This is a genomic window from Streptomyces tuirus (assembly GCF_014701095.1).
Lineage (GTDB): Bacteria > Actinomycetota > Actinomycetes > Streptomycetales > Streptomycetaceae > Streptomyces > Streptomyces tuirus.
This window is the reverse complement of record NZ_AP023439.1, coordinates 3,194,141-3,219,084: the sequence shown is the minus strand read 5'-3', so window position 1 is coordinate 3,219,084 and position 24,944 is coordinate 3,194,141. Positions and strand designations below refer to the sequence as shown.

The following is a 24,944-nucleotide window of genomic DNA, read 5'->3' as shown; positions in this document are numbered from 1 at the left end:
GTCGGATGTTAGCGGCTCAGGATGCGACGAAGACGTAGCGCCGGTAGGCGTAGAAGCGGAACAGCGTCGCGAGGACCCAGCCGAGGATGCGGGCGGTGTTGTCGCTGAGCGGCGAGTCCAGCCCGAGCAGCTGCCGCGAGGCGTAGACCGTGCCCGCGGTGATGGCGAGGCCGACCCCGTTCGCGACGAGGAACAGCAGCAGTTCGCGGGTCACCTTCTCGCGGTGCCGGCCGCGGTAGGTCCAGTAGCGGTTGCCGACCCAGCTGAAGAGCGCGGCCGCGGTCGTGGCGATGACGGACGCCTGCACGGGAGCGGTCCGCATCACCCCGCCCTCCGCGCCGCCGGGCAGGCCGAAGACGAGCAGGTTGTAGCCGCCGTTGTCGACGACGAAGGCCAGGGCCCCGACGACGCCGAACTTGGCGGCCTCACGCCAGATGCCCTTGATGGCGTCACGCGCGCGCAGCGTCACAGAGTCGAGGACCGGCACCCGGCGAGCGTAACGACCCGGCACGCGCCATCCGGTCAGGCGCGCTCATATCGCACTATGTCCGACTGTATGAGGTGCTGATGTATGAGGTGCCGACGGTGTGCGGAACCCGGTCGAGTGAGGAGTGGTCGTGGAACCGACGATCGCGTGTGTCGTGCCCTGCCACAACGAGGAGGCGGCCGTCGGCAAGGTGGTCCGCGACCTGCGCGCGGCCCTGCCCGAGGCCGTCGTCTACGTCTACGACAACGCCTCCACCGACCGCACCGTGGAAGTCGCCCGGGCCGCGGGCGCGATCGTCCGGGAGGAGACCCGCAAGGGCAAGGGCAACGTCATCCGCCGCGCCTTCGCCGACGTCGACGCCGACGCGCTGCTCATCATCGACGGCGACGACACCTACGACGCCTCCCGTGCCCGCGACCTGGTGGACCTGCTCTTCGAAGGGCCGTACGACCAGGTCGTCGGAGCCCGCCGGGTGACCGTCGACGGGGCCTACCGGGCCGGGCACGCGGTCGGCAACAAGCTGCTCACCGGGGCGGTCAGATCCCTGTTCGGCAACGACGTGACCGACATGCTCAGCGGCTACCGGGTCTTCTCGCGGCGCTTCGTGAAGTCCTTCCCCGCGCTGGCCCGCGAGTTCGAGACCGAGACCGAGATGACGATCCACGCGCTGCACCTGCGGCTGCCCACCGCGGAGATCCTCACCGACTACCGGGTCCGGGCCGCCGGCGGCGAGAGCAAACTGCGCACCTACCGGGACGGCTGGCGCATCCTGCGGGTCATCCTCGACCTGGCGCGGCGCGAGCGCCCCTCGCTGGTCCACACCCTGCTCGCGGGCCTGCTCGCCCTGGTCTCGGTCATCCTCGGCATCCCCGTCATCGCCGACTTCGTCGAAACCGGCACCGTCCCCCGGGTCCCCACGGCGATCCTCGCCGCCGCGATCATGACCATCGCGGCGCTCGTGCTGCTCGTGGGCTACATCCTCGAGTCGCTCATGCACATGCGCCAGGAGCAGACCCGGCTGGTGCACCTCTCCTACCCGGCCCCGGTGCGCACGCCGCGCTACGCCGCCCGCGGCGCCGGCGCGGGCCCGGTCCCGGTCCGCAAGACCGCCGACGGCCGCTGAGGGAGCGGAGGGGCAGAGGGACGGAGGCACAGGGGACGGCGGGACAGGGGGTCGGCGGGTGCGCAGTACGATGATCGGAACCCCCCTTCGGTGGGGGGTCCCGTGACTGAGGAGATGCGTGCCGGTGCCTGCCCGACTTCCTTCGTGGGCCTGGGTGACCGGGCTGACCGTGGGAGCGATAGCCGCGGTGACGGTCCTGGGCGTGCAGGCGGACCGGGGCTCGCACCCCACCGCCACCTCGGCCAAGCCGAGCAGCACGGCCTCGGCGAAGCCCACCCCCACGGCATCGGCCCCGGCGAAGGTGCCCGACGGCTCCGGCACCGGCCGGCGCGTCGTCTACTCCCTCGGCGAGAAGCGGGTCTGGCTGGTGGACGCGAGCGAGGCGACCCGCCGCACGTTCACCGTCTGGCCGGGGTCGGTCAGCCCCGACCCGGGCAGCTACACGGTGTCGTCGCGCAACGCGGCCACGACCGGCTCGGACGGCGTCCAGATCGAGCACATCCTGTACTTCGCCGCGAAGGACGGGGTCTCCGTCGCCTTCTCCAACGCGGTCGACGGCGCCTCACCGCCGCCCGCCGCCTCCGGCGGGAAGACGGGCGGGGTCCGGATGAAGAAGGCGGACGGCACGGCACTGTGGGCGTTCGGCACGGTCGGCACGACCGTCACGGTGGTCAGGTAGCGGAGGCCGCCGACCGGGGCGACGACAGCTGGTTGACGAGCAGCACGACCCCGCTGAACAGGAAGACCCGGGTCGCGGCGTCCAGCCCGTTCCAGCTCTTCGACTGCCACATCGAGAACCACTCACCGCCGATCGCGATGAACCCGGCCCCGAACAGCAGCATCACCATCAGCAGCCCGTACGTGGACATCCGCCGGGCGCGCACGTCATCGCGTCTGGCCCACAGCCAGCTCCCGTATATGAGGACCAGCGCGGCGAGGGTCTCCCAGACGATGATGGCGACGTAGGCGGCGTCCTGGAGCCCCTGGCTCGTGACGGCGCGCCACATCAGGTCCTCGTCCTTGAACGTGGTGTCCATGGCCAGCACGTGCCGGACGAACTGCTGGTTGGTTCCGAAGTCGGTGATGTTCCCGAAGGCGACGAGCGCCATGTAGAGGGCGATGGTCGCGGTGAGCAGGGTGGCGGCGAGTGACAGCGCGCCGCGTGATGTGGAGGAGGTGGCCATGGCGATCATTCTCCCCGCGCACGGCCCTCGGGTGTACCCCGCCGGTCAGTGCCCCGCCGTGAACTCCAGGAAACCGGACCGGACTTCAGCGGGGAACGCCGGCTGGGCGGCGTCCTTGGTTGTGACGTACGCGCACCGCTGGGGGGTGGTGGAGACGGCGGCTCACGGCAAGACGGTGTGGGCTGAACCGACCCCTGGCCGGGGGGACGGAGATGCCCTCCTATTACGGTGACCCCACCGCCCCGCTCCACGACTTCGAAGGAGCGGGACCGCACCCCGTGACGGAGACCGGCATGAGTGAGCAGCGCAAGGCGTCCGAGGAGGCCGGTGAGGTCCGGCGGTTCTGGGGGCGGCTCGGACTTCCCGGGCTGATCGACGTCCACACCCACTTCATGCCGGAGCGCGTACTGCACAAGGTGTGGGACTACTTCGACAGCAACGGGCCGCTGGTCGGCGGGCTGGAGTGGCCGATCACGTACCGCAGGGCCGAGGAGGAGCGGGCGGCGCTGCTGCGGGACTTCGGTGTGCGCGCCTTCACCTCGATGCTCTACCCGCACAAGCCCGGCATGGCCACGTGGCTGAACGGCTGGGCCGCCGACTTCGCCCGCCGCACCCCCGACTGCCTGCACACCGCCACCCTCTACCCGGAGCCGGACGTGGAGACGTACGTCCGCGAGGCCGTGGAGGCGGGGGCGCGTGTGTTCAAGGCACATGTGCAGGTGGGCGCGTACGACCCGGCCGACGAGCGGCTCGACCCGGCGTGGGGCGTGCTGGCCGAGGCCGGGATACCCGTGGTGATGCACTGCGGCTCCGGGCCCGCGCCCGGCAAGCACACCGGCCCCGAGCCCGTCGCGCGGGTCCTGGCGCGGCACCCGAGGCTGCGGCTGATCGTCGCGCACATGGGCATGCCCGAGTACGAGGAGTTCCTCGACCTCGCCGAGCGGTACGACGAGGTGCGGCTGGACACGACGATGGCGTTCACGGACTTCACCGAGGACTTCATGCCGTACCCCCGCGAGGCCCTGCCCCGCTTCGCCGCGCTCGGCGACCGCATCCTGCTCGGCTCCGACTTCCCCAACATCCCCTACCCGTACCTGCACCAGCTCCAGGCCCTGGAACGGCTGGACCTCGGCGAGGAGTGGCTCCGGGCCGTGTGCCACGACAACGCGGCCGCGCTCTTCTGCGCCGATGTCAGCGCAAGAGATCCACGTACGTGTCCGTCCCCGGCACCGTCGGGATGAACGGGGCCACCAACTCCACCCTGCCCAGCCCCGATTCCGTCACCGCCGTGTCGAGGCCGGTGAAGTACGGCTCCCAGCACTCCCTCGGGTCCGTCTGGAGGAACCACAGCAGCGTCAGCCGGGTGCCGACGCCCTCGACCTGCTTCACATAGGTCATGCGGTCGCCGGGGAGGGGGGTCGGGCTGAAGACCGTCACCAGCGCGGCCGGGGAACCCGCCAGGCGTTTGGGCAGGTGGCGGGTGCGCAGCCACTCCAGGAGCGGGGCGCGCCGCTCGGGGGTGTCCGCCTCGACAACCTGGAGGACCAGGCCCGCGTAGGGGTGGTCGAGCGCGTGGACGTCCCGGGGGCCGGCCGCGCCGTCGCGGTACACCGTCGCCTCGTGGTTCTGGAACGCCGTGAGGACGTGCGTGCGGTCGTGGTAGACGCGTGCGTCCCGGTTGAGGCGCTGGTTGACGGCGACCGTCCAGCGCATGTGGTCGTCGTAGCGGCCGGCGGTGATCCAGTACGTGGAGAGGTAGCAGCCCGCGGTGACCGGCTGGGCGATCGCCGACTTCTCGGGGTGGCGCAGGAGTTGCAGATCCCGGGTCGCCACCCAGCGGCGGCCCGCGAACATCCAGGGCATGGCCATCGCACCGGCGTAGTAGTGGTCGTCCTCGTACCAGCGGTTGTAGGCGTACTCGTGGCCGGGACGCGGCTCGACCATGGTGATGAGGGCGTGCCCGGGGTGGGTGCCGTAGGGGCCGACGGCGGCCAGTTCGGCGTACAGCTCGCTGCGGGTGTCCTCGCTCATGCCCTTCCCCTTCGTCGGTGACTGACCCATACTCTGACGCTCCGTCAGATTGAACGCCAGGGTCCGGTCCGGGGAGGTCCTGCCATGTCACTGCTCGCGGGAAAGACGGTCGTCGTGTCGGGAGTCGGGGCCGGGCTGGGGCGGCAGGTCGCGGCGGCCGTCGTGCGGGACGGAGGGTGTGCCGTCCTCGGGGCCCGCACCGAGGCGGGCCTGGCGAAGACGGCCGGCGAGATCGACCCCGGCGGGGAGCTCACCGCGTACCGCTCCACGGACATCCGTGACGAGGCGCAGTGCGAGGCGCTGGCCCGGGTGGCGCGGGAGCGGTTCGGGGGGATCGACGCCGTCGTCCATGTGGCCGCGCTGGACGGCTACTTCGGCGGCCTGGAGGACGCCGACTTCGAGTCCTGGCGGTCCGTCCTCGACGTGAACCTGCTGGGCACGCTGCGGATGACCCGGGCCTGTCTGCCGTCGCTCAAGGAGGCCGGCGGATCCGTGGTGTTCATCGGGACGCAGTCGGCGGTGGCCGCCCCCTCGCAGGTGCGGCAGGCGGCGTACGCGGCGTCGAAGGGGGCGCTGACGAGTGCCATGTACTCGCTCGCGCGGGAGCTCGGTCCGTACCGGATCCGGGTCAACACCGTGCTGCCCGGCTGGATGTGGGGGCCGCCGGTGCGGGCGTACGTGCGGTTCGCGGCGCAGTCGGAGGGGGTGGGGGAGAGCGCCGTCCTGGAGCGGCTGACCGAGCGGATGGCGCTGCCCGAACTGGCCACGGACGCGGACGTGGCCGACGCGGCGGTGTTCCTGGCGTCGGACCGGGCGCGGTCGATCACCGGACAGTCATTGCTGGTCAACGCGGGGGAGCTGATGCGGTGAGTTCATGTAGGTGAACCAAGGCCATCACGCCGAACATTTTTACCTCCCTTTGACCCTACGGTTACTTGTCGTGTTCACGCGGCAGCGCCCACGATGAGCCCCGGGCTGATCCCTGGGAGGGCGCACATGAACGGTCTCGACTGGGCCGTGCTCATCGGCTACTTCGCCGTGATGGTCGCGATCGGAGTCTGGTCGCACAAACGCGTCGACGACGTCAGCGACTTCTTCACCGCGGGCGGCAAGATGCCCTGGTGGCTGTCCGGCATCTCGCACCACATGTCGGGCTACAGCGCGGTGATGTTCACCGGGTACGCGGGCATCGCCTACACCTACGGCGTCACGTCGTTCGTCACCTGGTCCTTCCCCATCGCCCTCGGCATCGCCATCGGGTCGAAGCTGTTCGCGCCGCGCATCAACCGGCTGCGCTCCCGGCTCCACGTGGCCTCACCGCTGGAGTACCTGAAGAACCGCTACGACCTGAAGACGCAGCAGGCGCTGGCCTGGTCCGGGATGCTGCTGAAGATCGTGGACGTGGGCGCCAAGTGGGCGGCCATCGCGACCCTGCTGTCCGTCTTCACGGGAATCTCCCTCAACCAGGGCATCCTCATCACCGGCGGCATCACGGCGATCTACTGCACGATCGGCGGCCTCTGGGCGGACGCGCTGACCGAACTCGGCCAGTTCATCATCCAGTTGCTGGCCGGCATCGCGATGTTCGTGGCGGTGTTCGTACGCCTCGACGACCACGGCGGCTTCTTCGGCGTCTGGGACTCGCCCGAACTCCAGGGCCACGGGAAGCCGCTGGTCGGGCCGTACGGCACGGTGTTCCTGCTCGCGTTCCTGTTCATCAAGCTCTTCGAGTACAACGGCGGCATGCTCAACCAGGCCCAGCGCTACATGGCCACGCCGAACGCCAAGGAGGCCGAGCGCTCCGCCCGGCTGTCGGCGATCCTCTGGCTGGTCTGGCCCCTGGTCCTGTTCTTCCCCATGTGGATGTCGCCGCTGCTGGTCGAGTCGCAGAAGCCGGACGGCTCGGACTCCTACGCCCTGATGACCGAACAGCTGCTGCCGCACGGCCTGCTGGGCCTGGTCATCGTCGGCTTCTTCTCCCACACCATGGCCATGTGCTCCTCCGACGCCAACGCCATCGCGGCCGTCTTCACCCGGGACTGCGCGCCGGTGATCTGGGCGCGGGCCCGGGCCTGGAACCAGAACCAGGGCCTGCGGGTCGCCCGCATCGCCACGGTCGTCTTCCTCGGACTGTCCATGGCGGCGGCGACCCAGGTCAACTCGCCCGCGTTCCAGGACATCATCACGGTCGTCATCAAGTGGGTGGCCGGCCTGATGGGCCCGATGGCGATCCCGATGATGCTGGGCCTGCTGCGCGCGTTCCGCCGCTCCGGCCCCACCGCGGCCCTGGTCAGCTGGTCGATGGGCCTGTTCGCCTTCTGGCTGGTGAACTACCCGGTCAACTGGAACGTCGAGGGCGGCGTGCCGCTCCAGTACCAGGTCTCGATCCCGCTGGCGGTGTCGCTGGTCCTGTACATCCTCGTCGGCTACATCCGGCCGGAGGACACACCGGAGCGGCTGGCGATCATCGAACGCATCAACACGGACGGGGACGACACGGCGTCGGCCACGATCCCGGCACCGGCCGGCCCGGCCGACGACGTGATCCGACTCGCCAAGGAGTGACCCCCCACCGTGCACTCACCCCCCACCGTGCGCCCACCCCTCGGCAGGGCACCGACCCCGGGGCCGGTCCCGTGCCGCCCGGTCGCACGGGTGGGGGCCGGATCAGGCTCTCGGGTAGCGGGCGAGCCAGCCGGGGGAGGAGCCCGCGGGGCCGTGCAGGGCCGGGCCCTGGGTCATCTCCATGGCGAAGTCGTCGGCCAGTTCCAGGATGGTGGGGCGGCCCTCCAGCTCGGCCAGCCAGGCCGGCGGCAGGGCGGTCTCCCCGTGCAGCGCGCCGAGCAGGCCGCCGGTCAGCGCGCCGGTGGTGGCGGACGGGCCGTCGTGGTTCACCGCGAGGCACAGCCCGTGCCGGACGTCCGCCGCGACCAGCGCGCAGTACACGGCGGCGGCCACGAGCCCCTCCGCCGTACCCGCCCCGCTCAGCTCGGCCACCCGCTCCGGGCCCGGCATGCCCTGCCGCACGGCGCCCAGCGCATGCTGCAGCGCCTCCGACACCGGCTGGTGCCCCGGCCGGGCGGCCAGCAGCCCGAAGGCCCGCTGCACGGCGGCGTCGAGACTCTCGCCCAGCGCCAGCGCGTGCACGATCACGGCGTACGCGCCCGCCGCGAGGGAGGCGGTGGGGTGGCCGTGGGTCTGCGCCGCGCACTCCACGGCGAGCTGGGCGACCAGCTGCGGCTCCCAGCCCACCAGCAGCCCGAAGGGCGCCGACCGGGCGGCGGCCTCGGCCCCGGCCTCCCCGGGGTTCTTCGGCGCCTCCGGGGTCCCCATGGTCTCGTCGCCCAGCCCCAGCAGCAGGGGGCGACTGGGGTCGCGCCGCGCGTACAGCCACTCCTCCCGCGCCAGCCACCCGTCTTCCTTGCGGCGCTCGTCGGGCCCCCAGTCGCGCTGCGTGGCGGCCCAGCGCAGATACGCCCGGTGCAGATCGGTCGGCGGATGCCAGGCGCCGGTGTCCCGTCTGACCTGGGCCCGGATCAGCCCGTCTACGGAGAACAGGGTGAGCTGGGTGAGGTGCGTGACCGCGCCGCGTCTGCCGTAGGCGGGGGCCAGGTCCACCAGGCCCTCCGCCCCGTGCGCCTCCCGGATCGCCGCGATGCCCAGCCTGTCGACCGGCGTGCCCAGCGCGTCTCCCACGGCCACGCCGAGCAGGGTCCCGCGCACCCGGCTGCGGAAGTCCTGCTGCTCTGTACGGCCCCAGACGGCGCCGGCAGTCGCACCCACCTAGACCTCCCCGGGGCACCGTCCATACGTACGACAGCTCAGCACTGTAATCGAACGGGAACGAGGGGTTCAGTGGGGTGCGACGGACCGGCTCAGCGCAGTTCCTCCGGGCACGGCGTGCCACGGGGGAACTGGTACGGCGCCGCCAGGCGGTAGGTCCCGGCCTTCGGGGCCAGCAGCTCCGTCCACTTGTCGCCGTGCGCGTCCTCCTCCGTCTCCGCCAGACAGCCGTTGACGTTCACATACGTCCTCGGCTCACCCTCGGGACGGTTCCTGGACTCCTCCGTCTCCTGCGGCGGCTTCAGGCTCTTGCCCTCCGCGTCGACGATGCTCAGCCAGGGCGAGTAGGGGATGCGGACCAGGACCCGGCCCGCCTTCTTCACCTGGAGGACCATCTCGCCCTGCTCGGCCCGGTCGACCACGGCGTTCGGCTCGGCCAGCGAGGTCGGGGCGGTCACCCGGAACAGCTGCCAGGTGTCGTTGCCCCAGATCTGGGTCAGATACGGCAGCCCGCGTTGCACCAGCGCCCGCTCCCGCTGACCCCCGTCACCGTCCGGTTCGCCCTTCGGCAGCACGACGTAGTGCACGGCCCAGCGCTTCAGCCACTCGTGGTAGTTCGCCGAGTTGAGCGTGTCGTCGTAGAAGAGGGGGTTGCGCTCCATGTCGGCCTGGCGGTTCCAGCCGCGGGCCAGATTGACGTAGGGGGCGAGCGCGGAGGCCTCGCGGTGGGAGCGGGCGGGCACGACCTCCACCCGGCCCTTCTCGGCGCCGACCTCCTGCAACTCGTTGACGAGCGGTGCGAGCTCGCGCGACCAGGACGCCGCGGGGGCCGTGTGCACGATGTCGTCGACCGTCTTGAAGCCGATCCACACGCCGAAACCGCAGAGCGCCACCACGGCCGCGTACCACCGGCGGCTGCGCGGCACCGTGAACGGCAGCGCGGCGACCAGCGCGACCCCGGCGAACAGCATCGCCAGCCGCGTGATGTTCGAACCGATCTGGGAGCTGATCAGCCACACCAGCACGACCCCCAGGCCGTACACCGCCGCCGTGAGCCGGACCGTCTTCCAGTCCCGCGGCACCAGCACATAGGCCAGGACCGAGAACGCGAGCGGCAGCAGCACCGAGCCGATCATCATCGGCTGCGTGCCCGAGAACGGGAACAGCCACGCCGACACCGCCACCACCGCGGTCGGCGCCAGCCCCAGTGCCCACGCGCCCGGCCGCCGCTTCTGCAGGAACAGCGCAACCGCCACCAGGCCCACGAACAGGCCCGCGACCGGCGACGCCATGGTGGCCAGCGCGGCCAGCGGCGCCGCGCTCAGTGCCTTCGCCCAGCGCTTGTACCGCCACCGGTACGGCCAGCAGAACACGACGGCGACCGCGCCGAGCGCGAACATCATGCCGAGACCGAACGTCACCCGCCCGGACACCGCGTTGCAGAACAGGCCGAACACGCCCGCGAGCGAGGCCCACAGGGGATTGAGCACGGAACGGCTGCGCAGCAGGAGCAGGGTCAGCAGCCCGGCGGAGACCGTCCCCGCGATCATCATCGTCGTCCGCACGCCGAGCACCGACATCAGATACGGCGACACCACGCTGTAGGACACCGGGTGCATCCCGCCGTACCAGGCGAGGTTGTACGCCGAGTCCGGGTGCCGGCCGACGAACTCGGCCCACGCGTCCTGCGCGGCCAGATCGCCGCCGCTGTTCGCGAACGTGAAGAACCAGAGGATGTGCAGCGCCGCGGCCAGGCCCGTGACGGACAGGACCGGGTGCCGCAGCATGCGTTCACGCAGCGCCAGGACGGGCGCGGGCCACTCGAACCGCGAACCGCCGTCCTCAGCCGCGCCGCTCCCGGGCGCACCGTCTTCCGCCGCTTCGGGCAGGCCTATTCGCGGGCCTGGTACCGAGCCCGGTTCGGCGTCGTCTGCGCGTGTCGGCTCCGCAGTGGCCACTCGAAGGCACTCCCCGTGTCCCGTCTTCTGTTCTCGGCTTCCGCCGCCACGCCGCCGCGGGCGGCGACCTGTCCCGGTTCGGGACGCTAGCACGCACCCCGCCGGGCGGCGCCCGGACGGGCCGTTGCCGGCGGAGTGCGGTGCTGCGGCCGCCCCGGGTCAGCCGAGGCGGGTGAGCTTGGCCCCGAGGCCCGGCTCCACCAGGTCCTTCTGGAGGGCGACCGGAACCTTCACGGCGCTGGTCGTTCCGTCACCGACGGTGAGCGTGCCCACCTTGGTGCCGGCCTTGGCCGTGTGCGGCAGGTCGTCACCGGCGAACGTCAGCTTGACGGACAGGCCCGCCCAGCCGACGGCCGTGACGTCCTCGGTGACGGCGACCGGCGTACGGCCGCCGAGACCGTCGTCCGCGTACCCGACGACGTCGCCCTTCTTCAGGATCGTCGCCGACTCCAGCGCGCCCTGCGCGGCCCGGATCAGCTTGTCGCCCTCGTGGAGCGCGGCGCCCAGGATCGTGTTGTCCGGTCCGCCGGCGGGCTGGCGCACGACCGCGCCGATGATCCGGTGGACCTCGCCGTTCACGTCCTTCTTGGCCGCGAAGACGAGGTTGCCGAGCGCCGAGGTGGTGGTGCCGGTCTTGATGCCGGTGACGTTGTTGTAGCCGACCAGGCGGTTCCAGTTGTCGTGCTTCTTCTGCTTGTAGTCGACGTACGACATCATCGTCGCGACCTCGCGGAACACCGGCTGGAGCATGGCGGCCCGGGCGAGCTTCACCTGGTCCACGGCCGTGGAGACGGTCGTGTTGTTCAGGCCCGACGGGTCGGTGTACGTCGTGTTCTTCATGCCGAGGTCCGCGGCGGCGTCGTTCATCTTCTGTACGAACGCCTTCTCGGACCCCGAGTCCCAGCGGGCGAGCAGTCGCGCCACGTTGTTCGCGGACGCGATCAGGATGCTCTCCAGGGCCTCCCGCTGGGTGATCTTGTCGCCCTTGGTGACATCGACGGTGGACTCCTGTCCGGCGTCGGACTGGTCCTGCGCGGCCTGGTCGATCAGGATCTCGGGTCCGTCCTCGCCGCTCTTGAGCGGGTGGTCGCGCAGGATGACGTAGGCGGTCATGACCTTGGCGACGCTCGCGATGGGCACGGGCTTCTGCTCGCCGGAGGATCCGAACGTGCCGATGCCCTGGACGTCCAGCGCGGCCTGGCCGTCGGCGGGCCAGGGGATGTCGACCTTGCCGCCGTCGAAGGTGTAGCTGTCCTCGGCGGTCAGTTCGAGGGTGGGCGAGGGGAGCGGGCGCACGCTCTGCACGACCCCGAGGACCACGATCAGCAGCAGTACCAGCGGCGTCCAGATCTTCACCCGCCGGGCCGCCGTCCGCAGCGGCGTCTCCGGGGGCGGCGGGGTGTTGGTCAGCTCGGCCAGCAGATCCAGCGGCGGCTTGGGCGGCAGCGGCTGCTGCGTGGTCCGCTCGGGGCCGACGGTGGGGACGGGCGCGGTGGCCTCGGCCGGGGCGACGGGCTTCCTCGCCGCCGGGTCGTCCAGGGGCTTGAGCGCGACGAACTTGCTGGTCCGCTCGGCGTCCCTCTCCGGGGCGTCCTTCTCCGGGGCGTCCGTTTTCGGAGCGTCCGTCTTCGGGAGGTCCGACTTCGGGAGGTCCTTGGCCGCGCCCCCGAGCTTCAGCATGGTGGTGGGCTGATCGACCGGCGGCCGCAGGGTCTTGAAGACGGCGGTGGGCTGGTCTACGGGGCGCTCGGCGGGGCCGTCGTCGTCGGTCGAACCGTCAGTCCGGTCCGGCTTGCCCGACTTGGGGGTTTCGGCCGGGGTCTTGGTTCCGGCGGCGTCGGTGGCCTTGGGTGCGGCGGCCTTGGATGCGGTCTTGGCGGCGGGGGTCTTCGAGTCGGGCTCGGCGTCGCCGGAGACCCGCGGGTCCGCGGGCGTGGAGGCGGCCTTGGCGGTGGTGCCGGTGCCGCCGCCCTTGGCGGAACGGTCCGCCTCGGGCTCGTCGGCGTCGGCGGCGTCCTGGGCGACCTCGTCGGACTCGGCCTCGCGGTGGGCGGTGTCGTCAGCGCCGTGGTCCGTGTCCTCGGCGTCCGACGGGGTCTCCGACGCCCCTGCGGCCTTCCCGGCCTTCCCGGCCTCCCGGCCGTCCGTGCCGGCCCCGGCGGGCTTGTCCGTGCGCTCGGCGGCCTCTCGGGCGCCCTTGGGGTTCTCGGCGTTCTTGGCGTCACCCTTGGCGGCGGCAGACTCCTCGCCCCCGTCCGCGGAGGCGACCCACGCGGCGACGACATCCCGCAGCCGCCCGTCGGTGCCCCCGGCGTCGGCGGCCGCCTCGCCGGCCCTGGACGCCTGGGACGCCCCGGAGGGGCCGGAAGCACCTTCCCCTGCGTCAGCGGCGGCGTCCTCGGTGCCCGAGTCGCCCTCGGCGTCCCCGGTCTCCGAGCCGCTCCCGGACCGCCCGGCGTCGCCCGCCGCGCTCTCCGTGTCCGAGTCGCCCTCGGTCCTCTTGGCGTCCGCAGCCTGCCCGGCGTCGCCCGCCGCGCTCTCCGTGTCCGAGTCGCCCTCGGTCCCCTCGGCGTCCGCGTCACCCGTAGCCCGCCCGGCGTCGCCTGCCGCGCTCTTGGTGTCCGAGTCGCTCCCGGTCCCCTCGGCGTCCGCGTCACCCGTAGCCCGCCCGGCGTCGCCCGCGGCGCTCTTCGTGTTCGCGGTGTTCGCGGCGCTCTCGCCCCGGCCCGTGTCGTCCTCCGGCTCCGAGTCGCCCGCGGCGCGCCCCGTGTTCTCCGGGTCCTCGGCCGTGCGCGTGGACAGCACGCGTGTCGCCGTGTCGGCACCGCCTCGTGCCGCGGACTTCTCCGCGTCCCGGGCCACCGCGAGCCGCGGATCGGCCGCGGCTTCACTCCTGGCCTCCGGAACCGGACTCGCGCTCCCCGACGTCTCTCGTGCCGACGACTCGCGCTGCTTCGACCTGTCGGGGGACTCGCCCGCCACCGATGCCTCCTCCTCGCGCCGCTGTTCCCCGCGTGCGCGTACCGAACCGTGAACCGCCGCCCGTGACACCGCTCCGGCGCTGTCCGAACCATGTACCAGTGTCCTGTGTGCGGGCCAAACCGATCCGGTAGACGAGAACGACATACCTACTGGTTCCACTACGAACCGGTCACGCACCCTCGACAGACCAATGTGAGAGGGGTCACCCTGTCTTTCATCCACGCGGGGAGGCATGGATGGGCAGGAGCCGCAGAACACTTCCGGAGGAGCTTCTGCTGCTGGCGTTGGACCCGACCACGGGTACCACCGCACAGCCGCAGTCGCTCGACCTGGGTCTGGCCGGAGCACAGCTAGTAGAGCTGGCGCTGGCCGGACGGATAGCCCCAGACGGGGATCGTATCGCCGTGGTGGCGCCACGGCCGACAGGAGATCCAACACTGGACTGCGCACTGGAGTTGCTGCGAAGGCGTGGCGCTCCCGTGCGAGCCGTCCACTGGATTGGCGGGCCGCGTCTCGGGCTGCGCCAGACCTACCTCTCGCATCTGGAGCGGTGCGGCATGGTGCATGCCGTGGCGGGCCAGATGTGCGGGGTGCTGCCGACGACTCGCTACCAGGCGACGGACACCGAGATCAGCCGGGAGATCAAGGCCCGGCTGGACTCCGCGATCCGCACCGGCGTACCGCCGGACCCGCGGACCGCGGCACTCGCGGCCCTCGCCCATGCGGTCGGCCTCGGCAAGCACCTGTACCCGGGCAACGAGGGACGCTCCTCTCGCTCCCGGCTCAGGGACCTGATCAGGCACGACCCCATGGGCGGTCTCGTCGCGCACGCGGTGATGGACGTCCAGAACGGCGTCGCGGCCCAGCCGCGCCGCAACCCGGCACCGTCCGGCCGTCAGGCCACCGGCGGCACCAGGCCCGCAGCGGAGCCCGCTCGGGGGGTTCCGATGCAGCCACGCCACGGAAGCATGGCGCGCGTCGCGGCCCACTGAGCCGCGCCGCGCCGGCACGACCCACGACCGGGACACGCACCAACGGGACCCACGAACCCGGTCACGGGAGCCGCTGTCCGAGCGGGGCGAAGAGAGCACACACTCTCTTCGCCCCGCTCGGCGTGCCGTGCCCGAACTGGCGTGTACCCGTCGCATATCCACCGTTTCCCAGCGGTGGTGAGCACCTTGGTGGCAGTCTGCTCAACAGCAGATACGCAAAGTAGAGGCACGCAGCCGGAGGTGCACGTCCCGTGGCGTCCAATGTCAATCCCACCGTCAGGCGGCGCCGGCTGGGCCAGGAGCTCCGCAGGCTCCGTGAGCTCAAGGGCATGACGGCCGAAGAGGTGGCCGAGCGGCTGCTGGTGTCGCAGTCGAAGATCAGCCGGTTGGAGAACGGACGGCGCAGCATCAGCCAGCGCGACGTCCGCGACCTGTGCGGGGTCTACGAGGTGGAGGACCAGCGCATCGTCGACTCGCTGATGCAGATGGCCAAGGACTCCCGGCAGCAGGGCTGGTGGCACGCCTTCGGGGACATCCCCTACAGCGTCTACATCGGCCTGGAGACGGACGCCGAGTCACTGCGGGTCTACGAACCCCAGATCATCACCGGCCTGTTGCAGACCCGGGCGTACGCCGAGGCCATCATCCGCGGCGGCTCGCCCGAGGCGTCGGACGCGGACAACGACAAGCGCGTCGAGGTCCGGCTGCGCCGGCAGGGCCGGATCACCGCCGACACCGAACCGCTGCGGCTGTGGGTGGTCCTGGACGAGGCGTCCCTGCACCGGGTCGTCGGCAGCCGGCCGGTGATGCGCGAGCAGCTGGAGCACCTCATCGAGATGTCGCAGCTGCCCCACATCACCGTGCAGGTCCTGCCGTTCGAGGTGGGCGCGCACGCGGGCATCAACGGCCAGTACTCGATCCTGGAGTTCGCCGATGCGGCCGACTCCAGCGTGGTCTACATCGAGGGCGTCACCAGCGACCTGTATCTGGAGAAGCCGCTCGACGTGCAGAAGTACACGGTGATGTACGAGCACCTGCGCGCTCAGTCGCTGAACGTGGACCAGTCCCGGCAGCTCATCGAGAACGTGGCGAAGGAGTACGCGCGCTGAGCGCCACCGGAGGTTGACCGTCGGGCAAAACGCGGGATGCTACACCCCTGACACGCCGGACTGGAAGTCTCCTCTGGAATATGCCATCCGGTCGAGTGAATGACTGCTCCGTACGAGGATGTTGGCGAGTAGCGTCGATCACGCCAACCACCAGCACGGGTTGGCGTAAACGCAACTGGCAACGGAGCGAACATGGCAATTCGTCTGGGCGCCACGGAAACGTGGACGACGTCCTCCTACACCAACAACAACGGCGCGTGTGTGATGGTCAGGTCGACCGTCGCCGAGGCCCTGGAGCTCGGGGACACCAAGATCCCCGAGGGCCCCAAGCTGGCGTTTCCCGCCCACGCCTGGAACGCCTTCGTGGCCTCGGTCAAGGCCTGACCCAGCGATCGACAGCACCACAAGCACCACCGACAGAGCCCTCTCGACCAGCATCGCCGTCCTAGCCGAGAGGGCTCCGCTGTGCCCGCGGGCCTGCCCCAGAGGCATCAGCTCACCGGGAACGCCACGTCACACACCGCATCCTCGGGCCCCGCCGCCGCCCAGTCCGCGAAGTAGAGCTCCCGGCGGCTCGTCCGCCCGATGACGAGGACGCTCGGGCCTGCCCCAGAGGCACGGTCAAGCCCCAGAGGCAAGGTCAAGCCACCAGAGGCAAGGTCGAGCAGCGGCCGTCAGGCCAGCTGGGCCTCGATCGCCGCCATGACCTCCGCCGCGTCCGGCTCGGTCTGCGGCGAGAAGCGCGCGACGACCCGCCCGTCGCGGCCGATGAGGAACTTCTCGAAGTTCCAGCGGATGTCCCCGCTGTGCCCTTCGGCGTCCGCGAAGCCGGTCAGGCGGTCGTACAGCGGGTGCCGGCCCTCGCCGTTCACCTCCACCTTCTCGGTCAGCGGGAAGGTCACGCCGTACGTGGCCGAGCAGAACTCGGCGATCTCGTCGGCGCTGCCGGGCTCCTGCCCGAGGAACTGGTTGCAGGGCACGCCGAGGACGCTGAAGCCGCGCCCGGCGTACTGCTCGTGAAGCTTCTCCAGGCCCGTGTACTGCGGGGTCAGGCCGCACTTGGAGGCGACGTTCACCACGAGCACCGCCTTGCCCGCGTACTGGGACAGGTCGGCCGGGCCGCCCTGCAGCGCACCGATCTCGACGTCGAGGGGAGAGGAACCGTTGGTAGTCGTCATGAGCAGACCCTAGCTCCGCCGGGTGCCGGGCCGGGTCCGGGCCTCGGTGGCCTCCACCAGGACCTGCCCCGCCGCCGTCCGCGAGTACAGCACCGACCTGCCCGCCCTCCCCCAAGCTCTCGGCTCCGCTCGACCAGGGGGGACCCCCATCGCTCCACCAGACCGGCGTCCAGCAGCACCCGCAGATGCCGCCCGACCGAGCCGAGCCCCTGCCCGGTCACGGCGACCAGCTGGCTGGTGCTCAGCGGCGAGCCGAGCCGGACCAGCACCCCGGCGCGGGCGGTGCCCAGCAGCGCGCCGAGGCTCGCGGGCACGGGCCTGCCGTCGGGGTCGGCGAGCGCCCCGGCGCACGGGTAGACCAGCGCGTACCGGTCCGTCCCCTCCCACGCCACCCAGCCGATGCGCTGCGTCGTGATGGGCACGAACACCAGCTCCGCGCCGGACAGCTCACGCGGCGGGTACTCGTGCGCGTTGACCTGGAGCCGGTTCTCCCCGAGCCACTGCGTGCCCGGCCGCAGCGTGTCCAGCGCGCTCGCCCAGCCGCCCCGGCTGACCTGCGCGGTCCGCGCGACCACATCGGCCTCCAGGACGCGCCGGCGCTGCGGCCAGTACGGCTCCACGGCCGTGGTCCAGACGTACGTCAGCAGGTCCGCGGCGCGCTCCGGGAGGTCGCCGCGGTGCAGCCGGGCCGGAACCGGGCCGCGCAGCGAGACGGTGAGGTCGGCGCGGGCCGCCTCCGGGTCGGCCGCCCGCACCCGCGCCACCCCCTGCTCGAAGGTCTCCCCCTCGCGCGGGGTGGGGGTGAGGAAGTCGGCCGTCCACTCCCGCCCGATCCCCGCGTGGATCAGCTGCGCGGTCACCGGGTCGCCCGCGAGCCGCCGCCGGTAGGCCGGCAGATGGGCGTCGAGCCACCGCCGCTCGCCGGGATGCGCCGCCTCGGCCCCGTGCAGCAGCCGCAGACTCGCGAAGGCCTCGGCGAACGGCGAGATCACGAACCGGCTCCCGGCCAGGGTGTCGGCGTTGATCTGCCACCAGCCCACGCCGCCCCCCTTTCGCGGGCCCGACCTTTCGCGTCCCGGCGAAACAATAACGAGCCCTCGCCGCCCGCCGGAGACTCGCCGCATGCGCAGCTACCGGCAGCTCTTCCGCACCCCGGAGTTCACCCCTCTCTTCCTCGCCTCCTCGGCCACCGTCGTGGCCCAGACGGTCAGTGGACTGGCCCTGGGCGTCCTGGTGTTCCGCGCGACGGACTCGCCCCTGCTGTCAGCGCTGAGCATGTTCGGGCCGTCGCTGACCCAGGTGCTCGGGGCGACGTTCCTGCTGTCGGGCGCCGACCGTCTGCCCCCGCGGTCCACGCTGACCGGCATCTCCCTCGCCTTCGCCGCCGGCACGGCCGTGCTCGCCCTGCCCGCGCTGCCCCTCTGGGGCGTCTTCGCCGTCCTCGTCGGCCAGGGTCTGGCCGCCTCGCTCGGCGGGGGAGTGCGCTGGGGCCTGGTGAACGAGATCCTCTCCAAGGACGGCTACCTGCTGGGGCGTTCGGTCTTCAACATGATGTCGGGGGTCATGCAGATCATCGGGTTCGCCACCGGAGGCGTCCTGGTGGCGGTCCTCTCACCGCGGACGGGCCTGCTGCTCGCGGCGGCGCTGTACGCCGTGGCGGCGGTCGTGATCCGCCTGTGCCTGTCCTCCCGCCCGCCCCGTGCGACGGGCCGCCCCTCGGCGTCGGCGACCTGGCGCGCCAACGCCCTGCTCTGGTCCTCGCCGCCCCGCCGCCAGGTCTATCTGGCCCTGTGGATCCCCAACGGCCTGGTCGTCGGCTGCGAATCCCTCTACGTCTCCTACGTCCCCGACTCCGCAGGCACCCTGTTCGCCTGCGCCGCGCTGGGCATGCTCACCGGGGACGTGCTGGTCGGCCGCGTACTGCCGCCACGCCTGCGCCCCCGCCTGGGCTTCCCGCTCCTGCTGCTCCTGGCCGTCCCGTACCTGCCGTTCCTTCTGCACCCGGCGCTTCCGCTCGCGGCGGCCGCGGTGACGCTGGCCTCCGTGGGGTTCGGCGCGAGCCTCGTGCAGCAGGAGCGACTGGTGGCCCTCACCCCCGACGAGCTGTCGGGGCATGCCCTGGGGCTGCACTCCGCGGGGATGCTGACGATGCAGGGGGTCGCGGCGGCACTGGCCGGCTCACTGGCCCAACTGACCTCCCCCGCCCGGGCGATGACGGTGATGGCCGTCGGGTCGGCGGGGGTGACGCTGCTGCTGATGGGCGCGGCGAGGCGGGAGGAACTCAGGACGGTGAGCTGCGAAACCGGCTCAGGACGGTGAGCCGCCGGAGACCACGGCCCTTCCACCCTCCACGAACACCTCGGGAACCTCGTTGTCCGCCACGACCCGTGACAGCAGGACGGCAAGCCGATCCCGCTCGGCGCCGCTCAGCCCGGACGGCAGTGCCTCCATACGACGGCAGGTCTCGGCGTAGAACTTCCCCGCGAGCGCGGCCCCTTCGTCCGTCAGCCCCACCCGCACGGCCCGCCCGTCACGCGGGTCGGCCTCCCGCCGTACCAGTCCGCGCCGCACCGTCCGGTCCACCAGCCCGGTCAGGCTCGACTTCGCCAGCCCCAGCGTCTCGCCGAGCTCGCTCATCCCGTACGGCTGGTGCATCAGCACGCACAGCAACTGCCCCTGCTGGGGCGTCAGTCCGTACGCCCGGCCGGCCTCCGCGTACACACCGTCGACCAGGAACGCCGCGCGCACCAGCGCGGCGACGACCCCCACGTGCCCGGCTGCCCAGTTCCCCATCGGCTCAGGGTACCGACCGGTAGGTCCACGTGCGGGGTCGCGCGGGTCACTCCTCGTCCGGGGCCCCGCCCTCGATGAGGCGTTCCGCGATGTCGTCGGCCCACTCCTGGGCCCAGCGGCGCAGCCCGGCGACGGACGGCCCGTCGAGGCCCTGTGCGGTGAACGCCCTGTCGTCGAGCCAGTCCGTGCCGGTCAGCCGGGCCTGGAGGTCGGTGAGGTCGAAGGTGTCGGGGGCGTGGCGGCGGCCGAGCTCCTCGAGTTCGGGGTGGCTCCAGAGGGCCGAGGCGGCCCGGACGTCGACCAGGTCGCGGGCGAGACCGCGGTCGGCCAGGTCCCGCACCCGGGTGCCGGCGAGGTCGTCGAGGGAGAGCGCGGGACCGAGCCCCGTCTCGACGGCCGGGCGCCACAGCACCTCCTTGTGGAGGGCGACCTGGCACTCCACGCCGCTCGGCGCGTCGGTCACCAGGAACTGGGCGGACAGCGGCCCGGCCTCCAGGGTCTGCACGAGCCAGCCGCGCCCCACCAGCCCGCTGCGGACCGCGTCCGCGACGGCCTCCAGCGCGGCCGGGTGCCCGGTGGCCAGGTCCACGTCCGGCCCGGTCCGCTCCACCAGCCCGTGCGCCAGCGCCGCGTATCCGCCGGCGAGGACGAGGGAGTAGCCCTCACCCACCGCCAGCAGATCACCGAGAAGCCGGCCGATGGGCTCGGGGACGGGGGGAGGGTCGGGCATGTCCTGATTATGGCGTGGGGGTGATCCAGAGCTGAGGTGACCGGCCCGGACGGGTGACGGAAGGCCGGCCGGAGGTTCCCTCCTGGGGCGCGGAGCACCACGCGACGGGCCCGCGTGGCGAGGCACCTTCTTGGGGGCGCGGAGTACTACGCGACGGGCCTGCGTGGCGAGGCACCTTCTTGGGGGCGCGGGGAACTGCGCGGCGGGCCTGCGCGGCGAGGCACCTTCTTGGGGGCGCGGGGAACTGCGCGACCAGCCCCCACCCCGCCGCACCCGACCACGCACCTACGCCTTGCGCCCCACCCCGCAGTACGCATCCACGGAACCAGAACCGATGGCACCAGAACCGACAGCACCGGAACCGGCATCACCGGAGGTCCCCGCTCGCCACTCGGAAACCCTCACCACCCCCGGCTCCACCAGCTCCAGCCCGTCGAAGAACCCGGCGATCTCGGCGACCGGCCGGACGTAGTACGGCACGGCCCCACTCGCGTTGTACGCCTCCGACGCGGCGATCATGCCCTCACTGGTCGCGGTGCTGTCGCTGATCACCAGGTGACTGCCGGACGGCAGCCCGGCCATCAGCCGCCGCACCAGCTCGCGCGCCCGCTCGTAGTCGGCGACGTGGCCGAGGGTGTTGAGGATCATCAGGCCGACGGGCCGGGACAGGTCGAGCGTGCCGGCGGCGGCCTTCAGGACGGCCTCGGGGTCGTACAGGTCGGCGTCCAGGTAGGCGGTCCTGCCCTCACGGGTGCTGGTGAGCAGCGCGTTGGCGTGGGCCAGCACGATGGGGTCGTTGTCGACGTAGACGATCCGGGCGTCGGGTGCGACCCGCTGGGCGACCTCGTGGGTGTTGTCGGCGGTGGGCAACCCGGTGCCGACGTCCAGGAACTGGCGTACCCCCTGCTCACCGGCGAGGTAGCCGACGGCGCGCCCCAGGAACCGGCGGCTCGTGACCGCCACGTCGACGAGGCCCGGGAAGATCGACTTGATCTGGTCGCCGATCTCGCGGTCGACGTCGTAGTTGTCCTTGCCGCCGACGAAGTAGTTCCAGAAGCGGGCCGAGTGCGGCTTGGAGGTGTCGATGCGGTCGCGCAGGCTGTCGTCGGACACGGCGGGGCCTCCTGAGGGGCGGGGAAGGGGGACCGGCTCACCAACCTAGGCGAACTTGCCTGTGAGACAACGGCGTTGTTCCTCCCGTCGCCGCCCTGCCGTGGAGTTTCGGCCACGGTCAGCCCCCGCGGGCGCTACACCCCGCGGGAGGCGGCACCCAACTCCGCGCCGCCCTCGTGCCCCCGGCCCTGGGTGGCCAGCCAGAACGCCCACGCCAGGGACCACAGCAGCAGCCCGGCGGCGATCGGCGTACCGAAGATGATCAGCAGCCCGGCGCCGATGTTGGCTCCGATGCCCCCCGCGGTCAGGATCCGCCACCCCACACCGGCCATGAGCCCGAGTGCCACCAGCGGCCCGAGGACGCCCCACCAGCGCTGGTCCATCGCCCCGCGCAGGGACCGCCGCACGAGTACCACGCCACCGGCCACCGCCAGCACGAGCGCGATCCCCCCGGCGACGGCGGCCACGCCGTCGCCGATGTCCCACGGCTGGAACGCGTAGTCCAGCTCACTGGCCGGCAGCCCGGCGTAGTTCTGCTGCCCCATCAGCCCCCAGGCGGCCACAGGCACCCCGCCGACGAGCGCGGCCCCGGCCGCCACGATTCCCCGATTCGTCATACGACCAGGATCGGGGAGCGGTGCGGGGGGCGTCATGAGCACGCGTACTCAAGTACGACGGACGCCTGGACGAGCGCTCGGACCTGAGGCTCCGGCGCTCACGGGCCGGTCCGGCCGAGGGGCGCCGCCGGGAGGCCGAAGTGCTCGGCGATGATCCGTACGGTGTGGGTGCCGTCCGGGTTGAAGCCCGGCTCGGAGTCGTAGCGGGTGGTGCGGCCGACGATGCCCTGCTCCAGGAACCGGCGGATGAAGAGGTCGGCCTGGCCGCCGAAGCGGTGGGACTCCCGGCGGGCACCGACGTTGAAGAGACAGACGGCGAAACCGCCGCGGCTGTAGGCGAACTGGTACGGGTGCTCGGCGCAGTGGGGCACCGCGTACGCGGTGCCGCACGCGCACGCGGGGGTGGAGGCCAGGAAGACCATGTCGACGTTCTGCTGGTCCCGCACGCGGTCCGTGTACCGGAAGCCGGTGATGTACTGGCCGAGCTCCTGGACGGCGCCCCCGTCGGCGGTGGTGCCCGGGTGGTGGGTCAGCCAGGCCCAGCCGTGCTCCGTGCCGGAGGCGTCGGCGGGCAGGCCGGCTTCGGCGAAGAAGCCGGTGAGGTCTGCCAGGGGGATTCCCCGGCAGAACGTGAGGAAGGTGGCCGGGGCGAGCCAGGTCACGCGGCCGTCACCTCCGGCGACAGCGGCGGGGAGGGCAGTGCGAAGAAGCCGGCGACGGCCCGGACGATGCGGTCGTGGTCCTCGTAGTGGTGGTCGAAGCAGTCGTGCCCGTCCTGCCCCTCCCGCTCGCACTCGGAGCCGGGCCCGATCAGCTTCGCCTCCAGCAGCTCGGCGGACAGGTAGTCCGGGTTGTCGCCGGGGCGCTGCGTCAGGTCCTCGAAGCTGAACCAGGTGATGAGCCGCCCGTCCCGGTAGTACTCGAAGTGCGGTGGATGTGCCTTCGCGCTGCACGGCTCGGTCACGAACACGACGAGCTCACCGGCGGTCCCCAGCTCCCCGTACGACACGGGGTCGAAGTCCTCGATCCCGGCGTTGAGCATGTCGTGCACCACCCACACCCACCCGTTCCCCTCCCCGCTCACCAACGGCTCCCGCCGCAGCCCCCGCAACCCCTCGGCAAGCACGTCGAGCCCCATCCCGCGCGCGAACACGAGATTCACCTCGTCATGCCAACCGAACTCACTGACAGGCAGGTCGACTTGCATCCACTCAGGCATGCGCCGCATCGTAGAAGCGGGCACTGACATGCGACGGCCCGGAGCGGCCGGAGTGGCGTGACGGCAGGGGAGAAAGGTTCCCTTCCTCCATGTTTCGGTGAGTTTCCGGATGGATCAAGCCGGCACCACGCTGCGGCCCGTCTCGTGGGCGTAGAGCGCCGCGCGGTCGTGCAGGGCCGCGTGGACCGCCATCTGGGCGTCCCGGCGGCGCTGGGCGGGGCCGTCCGGGAGGTGCAGGATGCCCGCGTTGCCGCGGGAGCCGCGCTGGACCTCGGCCGTGCGCGGGATGCGCAGCGCCTCGTAGTGGGCCAGACGCCCGGGGATCGCCCCGGCCGGCGCGTCGGCCAGGCAGGCGGCCAGGTCCATCGCGTCCTCGATCGCCTGGTTGGCGCCCTGCGCCATGAACGGCAGCATGGGGTGGGCCGCGTCGCCGAGCAGCGTGATGCGGTCGGTGGACCAGCTCCGCAGCGGCGGCCGGTCGTGCAGCGCCCACTGGTGGGTCGTCTCCACGGCCGCGACGATGTCGGCGACCAGGCCCGTCCAGGAGCCGAAGACCGCCCGTAGCTCGTCCGGGTCACCGGGCCGCGACCAGGACTCGCGGGGCGGCGCGTCGGACGGCAACGGCACGGTCGCGGCGTAGCTGAGGTAACTGCCGGACGCGACCGGGTAGGCCACGAAGTGCCCGCCAGGGCCGAGCCACAGGCGCACCAGGCGCTCGCGGGCCTCGGCGGGCAGCGCGTCCACGGGGACCAGACCCCGGTAGATGCCCAGCCCCGAGTAGACCGGCTCGTCGCGGCGCAGTGTCTCGCGGACCGTGGAGTGGATGCCGTCCGCGCCGACCACCACGTCCGCCTCGCGCACCGAGCCGTCCGCGAAGGAGAGGTGCACGCCCGTCCCGCCCGGCAGTTCACGCGCCGCGCTCAGCTTCTGCCCGAGGCCCAGCCGGTCCCGGTCGACCAGGGACAGCAGCGCGTCGTGCAGATGCGCCCGGTGGATGGTCAAGTACGGCGCCGCGAACATGCGCTCGCAGTCCGTGCCGAGCGGCGTGCGCGCGATGGGCCGCCCGTTCCAGCCGCGTACCTCCATCGCGTCGATCCGCACCGCGTGTTCCTCCAGCGCCGGGCCGAGGCCGAGGCGCAGCAGCGGGCGGATCGCGTTGGGGGAGAGCTGGACGCCGGCGCCCACCTCGGCCAGTTCACGGGTCTGCTCGTGGATCACGTACGGCGTGCCGCTCGCGCTCAGCGCGCCGGCCAGGGTCAGTCCGCCGATGCCCGCGCCGACGATGGCGACCGTCGGCCGCTCCCCGCCGGCCGGCTCCGCGGTGTTCCCGGGCAGCCGCCGCCCTCCTGTGTCTTCGCCCAACAGCACCTCAGGGACCGCCTTCCGGGTCTTCGCGCCCCGTCCGCGCTCCGCCGTACCGCGGGCGACGTGGACGCACTGTCATCGGTCGTGTCCCCGAGCATGTGGCGCCCGCCACCGGGCGGCAACGTCACGCCGCACCGTGCTGACAACTGTCGCCGCTTGCGTGACGGACGTCATCGAAACCCCCGTCACGCCTGCTGCCGCACCCCCGCCCGGCCCTAACTTCCGGAAGGAGAAGACCGGCTACGACACCTGGAGGCACGCGGTGACACGCGAACGAGAA

The 24,944-nt window shown here is 72.0% G+C and carries 23 protein-coding genes and 1 pseudogene; 9 read left to right on the top strand and 15 right to left on the bottom strand.

The genetic code is table 11. The annotated features are described in order from the left end of the window. Positions 1 to 16: 16 nt before the first annotated feature. On the bottom strand, positions 17 to 487 hold the full coding sequence (locus IGS69_RS14660; protein WP_190899924.1) for a GtrA family protein: 471 nt from the start codon (positions 485 to 487) through the stop codon (positions 17 to 19). A 124-nt stretch (positions 488 to 611) separates the two neighbouring features. Here IGS69_RS14660 and IGS69_RS14655 point away from each other — a divergent pair, with 124 nt between their 5' ends. Further along, entirely contained in the window at positions 612 to 1,610 is a 999-nt protein-coding gene (locus IGS69_RS14655; RefSeq protein WP_190899921.1) for a glycosyltransferase family 2 protein, read from the top strand. A 124-nt stretch (positions 1,611 to 1,734) separates the two neighbouring features. After that, complete coding sequence (locus tag IGS69_RS14650) at positions 1,735 to 2,289, top strand: hypothetical protein (protein ID WP_190899918.1); 555 nt, start codon at positions 1,735 to 1,737, stop codon at positions 2,287 to 2,289. Here the strand turns inward: IGS69_RS14650 and IGS69_RS14645 are convergent. Continuing rightward, complete coding sequence (locus tag IGS69_RS14645) at positions 2,282 to 2,794, bottom strand: DUF2165 domain-containing protein (protein WP_190899916.1); 513 nt, start codon at positions 2,792 to 2,794, stop codon at positions 2,282 to 2,284. The genes IGS69_RS14650 and IGS69_RS14645 overlap by 8 nt on opposite strands. A gap of 293 nt (positions 2,795 to 3,087) precedes the next feature. On the opposite strand from IGS69_RS14645, the gene IGS69_RS14640 reads away from it, so the two are divergent. Next, a complete protein-coding gene (locus IGS69_RS14640) occupies positions 3,088 to 4,035 on the top strand; it encodes an amidohydrolase family protein (protein WP_190899914.1) in 948 nt (315 codons plus the stop codon). Here IGS69_RS14640 and IGS69_RS14635 read toward each other — a convergent pair. Further along, positions 3,986 to 4,825 carry a hypothetical protein gene (locus IGS69_RS14635; protein WP_190899912.1) on the bottom strand — a complete coding sequence of 280 codons (840 nt, stop codon included), beginning with the start codon at positions 4,823 to 4,825 and terminating at the stop codon, positions 3,986 to 3,988. The genes IGS69_RS14640 and IGS69_RS14635 overlap by 50 nt on opposite strands. An 84-nt stretch (positions 4,826 to 4,909) precedes the next feature. On the opposite strand from IGS69_RS14635, the gene IGS69_RS14630 reads away from it, so the two are divergent. Next, entirely contained in the window at positions 4,910 to 5,695 is a 786-nt protein-coding gene (locus IGS69_RS14630; protein ID WP_190899911.1) for an SDR family oxidoreductase, read from the top strand. Positions 5,696 to 5,821: 126 nt separating this feature from the next. Beyond that, the gene (locus tag IGS69_RS14625; protein WP_190899909.1) at positions 5,822 to 7,390 is read left to right on the top strand and encodes a sodium:solute symporter family protein; all 1,569 of its coding nucleotides are present in this window, start codon (positions 5,822 to 5,824) and stop codon (positions 7,388 to 7,390) included. Positions 7,391 to 7,492: 102 nt separating this feature from the next. On the opposite strand, the gene IGS69_RS14620 is transcribed toward IGS69_RS14625, so the two are convergent. The 3 genes from IGS69_RS14620 to IGS69_RS14610 all read right to left on the bottom strand — a co-directional run bounded on the left by IGS69_RS14620 (position 7,493) and on the right by IGS69_RS14610 (position 13,548). Further along, on the bottom strand, positions 7,493 to 8,608 hold the full coding sequence (locus IGS69_RS14620; RefSeq protein WP_190899907.1) for an ADP-ribosylglycohydrolase family protein: 1,116 nt from the start codon (positions 8,606 to 8,608) through the stop codon (positions 7,493 to 7,495). Between the two features lie 92 nt (positions 8,609 to 8,700). Further along, positions 8,701 to 10,566, bottom strand: coding sequence for an MFS transporter (locus tag IGS69_RS14615; RefSeq protein WP_190899905.1), 1,866 nt, complete (start codon positions 10,564 to 10,566; stop codon positions 8,701 to 8,703). 159 nt (positions 10,567 to 10,725) lie between these two features. Beyond that, positions 10,726 to 13,548: a D-alanyl-D-alanine carboxypeptidase gene (locus tag IGS69_RS14610; protein ID WP_232543523.1), complete on the bottom strand. Its 2,823-nt coding sequence runs from the start codon at positions 13,546 to 13,548 to the stop codon at positions 10,726 to 10,728. Positions 13,549 to 13,784: 236 nt separating this feature from the next. On the opposite strand from IGS69_RS14610, the gene IGS69_RS14605 reads away from it, so the two are divergent. The 3 genes from IGS69_RS14605 to IGS69_RS14595 all read left to right on the top strand — a co-directional run bounded on the left by IGS69_RS14605 (position 13,785) and on the right by IGS69_RS14595 (position 16,033). After that, positions 13,785 to 14,540 (top strand): GOLPH3/VPS74 family protein, encoded by a 756-nt coding sequence (locus tag IGS69_RS14605; protein WP_190899901.1) that lies wholly within the window; start codon positions 13,785 to 13,787, stop codon positions 14,538 to 14,540. A 251-nt stretch (positions 14,541 to 14,791) separates the two neighbouring features. Next, complete coding sequence (locus IGS69_RS14600; RefSeq protein ID WP_190899899.1) at positions 14,792 to 15,649, top strand: helix-turn-helix domain-containing protein; 858 nt, start codon at positions 14,792 to 14,794, stop codon at positions 15,647 to 15,649. 192 nt (positions 15,650 to 15,841) lie between these two features. After that, entirely contained in the window at positions 15,842 to 16,033 is a 192-nt protein-coding gene (locus tag IGS69_RS14595) for a DUF397 domain-containing protein (protein WP_190899898.1), read from the top strand. 290 nt (positions 16,034 to 16,323) lie between these two features. Here the strand turns inward: IGS69_RS14595 and IGS69_RS14590 are convergent, their stop codons facing one another. Both IGS69_RS14590 and IGS69_RS14585 read right to left on the bottom strand, forming a co-directional pair. After that, positions 16,324 to 16,827 (bottom strand): glutathione peroxidase, encoded by a 504-nt coding sequence (locus IGS69_RS14590; RefSeq protein WP_232543522.1) that lies wholly within the window; start codon positions 16,825 to 16,827, stop codon positions 16,324 to 16,326. Between the two features lie 9 nt (positions 16,828 to 16,836). After that, positions 16,837 to 17,867, bottom strand: a pseudogene (locus IGS69_RS14585) (ArsR/SmtB family transcription factor). 82 nt (positions 17,868 to 17,949) lie between these two features. On the opposite strand from IGS69_RS14585, the gene IGS69_RS14580 reads away from it, so the two are divergent. Then, positions 17,950 to 19,146, top strand: coding sequence for an MFS transporter (locus IGS69_RS14580; RefSeq protein WP_190899896.1), 1,197 nt, complete (start codon positions 17,950 to 17,952; stop codon positions 19,144 to 19,146). On the opposite strand, the gene IGS69_RS14575 is transcribed toward IGS69_RS14580, so the two are convergent. The 7 genes from IGS69_RS14575 to IGS69_RS14545 form a co-directional block, all read right to left on the bottom strand. Next, the gene (locus IGS69_RS14575) at positions 19,135 to 19,620 is read right to left on the bottom strand and encodes a MarR family winged helix-turn-helix transcriptional regulator (protein WP_190899895.1); all 486 of its coding nucleotides are present in this window, start codon (positions 19,618 to 19,620) and stop codon (positions 19,135 to 19,137) included. The genes IGS69_RS14580 and IGS69_RS14575 overlap by 12 nt on opposite strands. Before the next feature lie 46 nt (positions 19,621 to 19,666). Next, a complete protein-coding gene (locus tag IGS69_RS14570) occupies positions 19,667 to 20,350 on the bottom strand; it encodes a hypothetical protein (RefSeq protein WP_190899893.1) in 684 nt (227 codons plus the stop codon). 285 nt (positions 20,351 to 20,635) lie between these two features. Next, positions 20,636 to 21,463 (bottom strand): SAM-dependent methyltransferase, encoded by an 828-nt coding sequence (locus IGS69_RS14565; protein ID WP_190899891.1) that lies wholly within the window; start codon positions 21,461 to 21,463, stop codon positions 20,636 to 20,638. A 134-nt stretch (positions 21,464 to 21,597) separates the two neighbouring features. Further along, positions 21,598 to 22,080, bottom strand: coding sequence for a hypothetical protein (locus IGS69_RS14560; protein WP_190899889.1), 483 nt, complete (start codon positions 22,078 to 22,080; stop codon positions 21,598 to 21,600). A 98-nt stretch (positions 22,081 to 22,178) separates the two neighbouring features. Continuing rightward, positions 22,179 to 22,742 carry a hypothetical protein gene (locus IGS69_RS14555; RefSeq protein WP_190899887.1) on the bottom strand — a complete coding sequence of 188 codons (564 nt, stop codon included), beginning with the start codon at positions 22,740 to 22,742 and terminating at the stop codon, positions 22,179 to 22,181. After that, positions 22,739 to 23,299 (bottom strand): DUF6461 domain-containing protein, encoded by a 561-nt coding sequence (locus IGS69_RS14550; protein WP_232543521.1) that lies wholly within the window; start codon positions 23,297 to 23,299, stop codon positions 22,739 to 22,741. Before IGS69_RS14550 ends, IGS69_RS14555 begins: the two co-directional genes overlap by 4 nt. 114 nt (positions 23,300 to 23,413) lie before the next feature. After that, complete coding sequence (locus tag IGS69_RS14545) at positions 23,414 to 24,667, bottom strand: FAD-dependent monooxygenase (RefSeq protein ID WP_190899885.1); 1,254 nt, start codon at positions 24,665 to 24,667, stop codon at positions 23,414 to 23,416. Positions 24,668 to 24,944 lie beyond the last annotated feature (277 nt).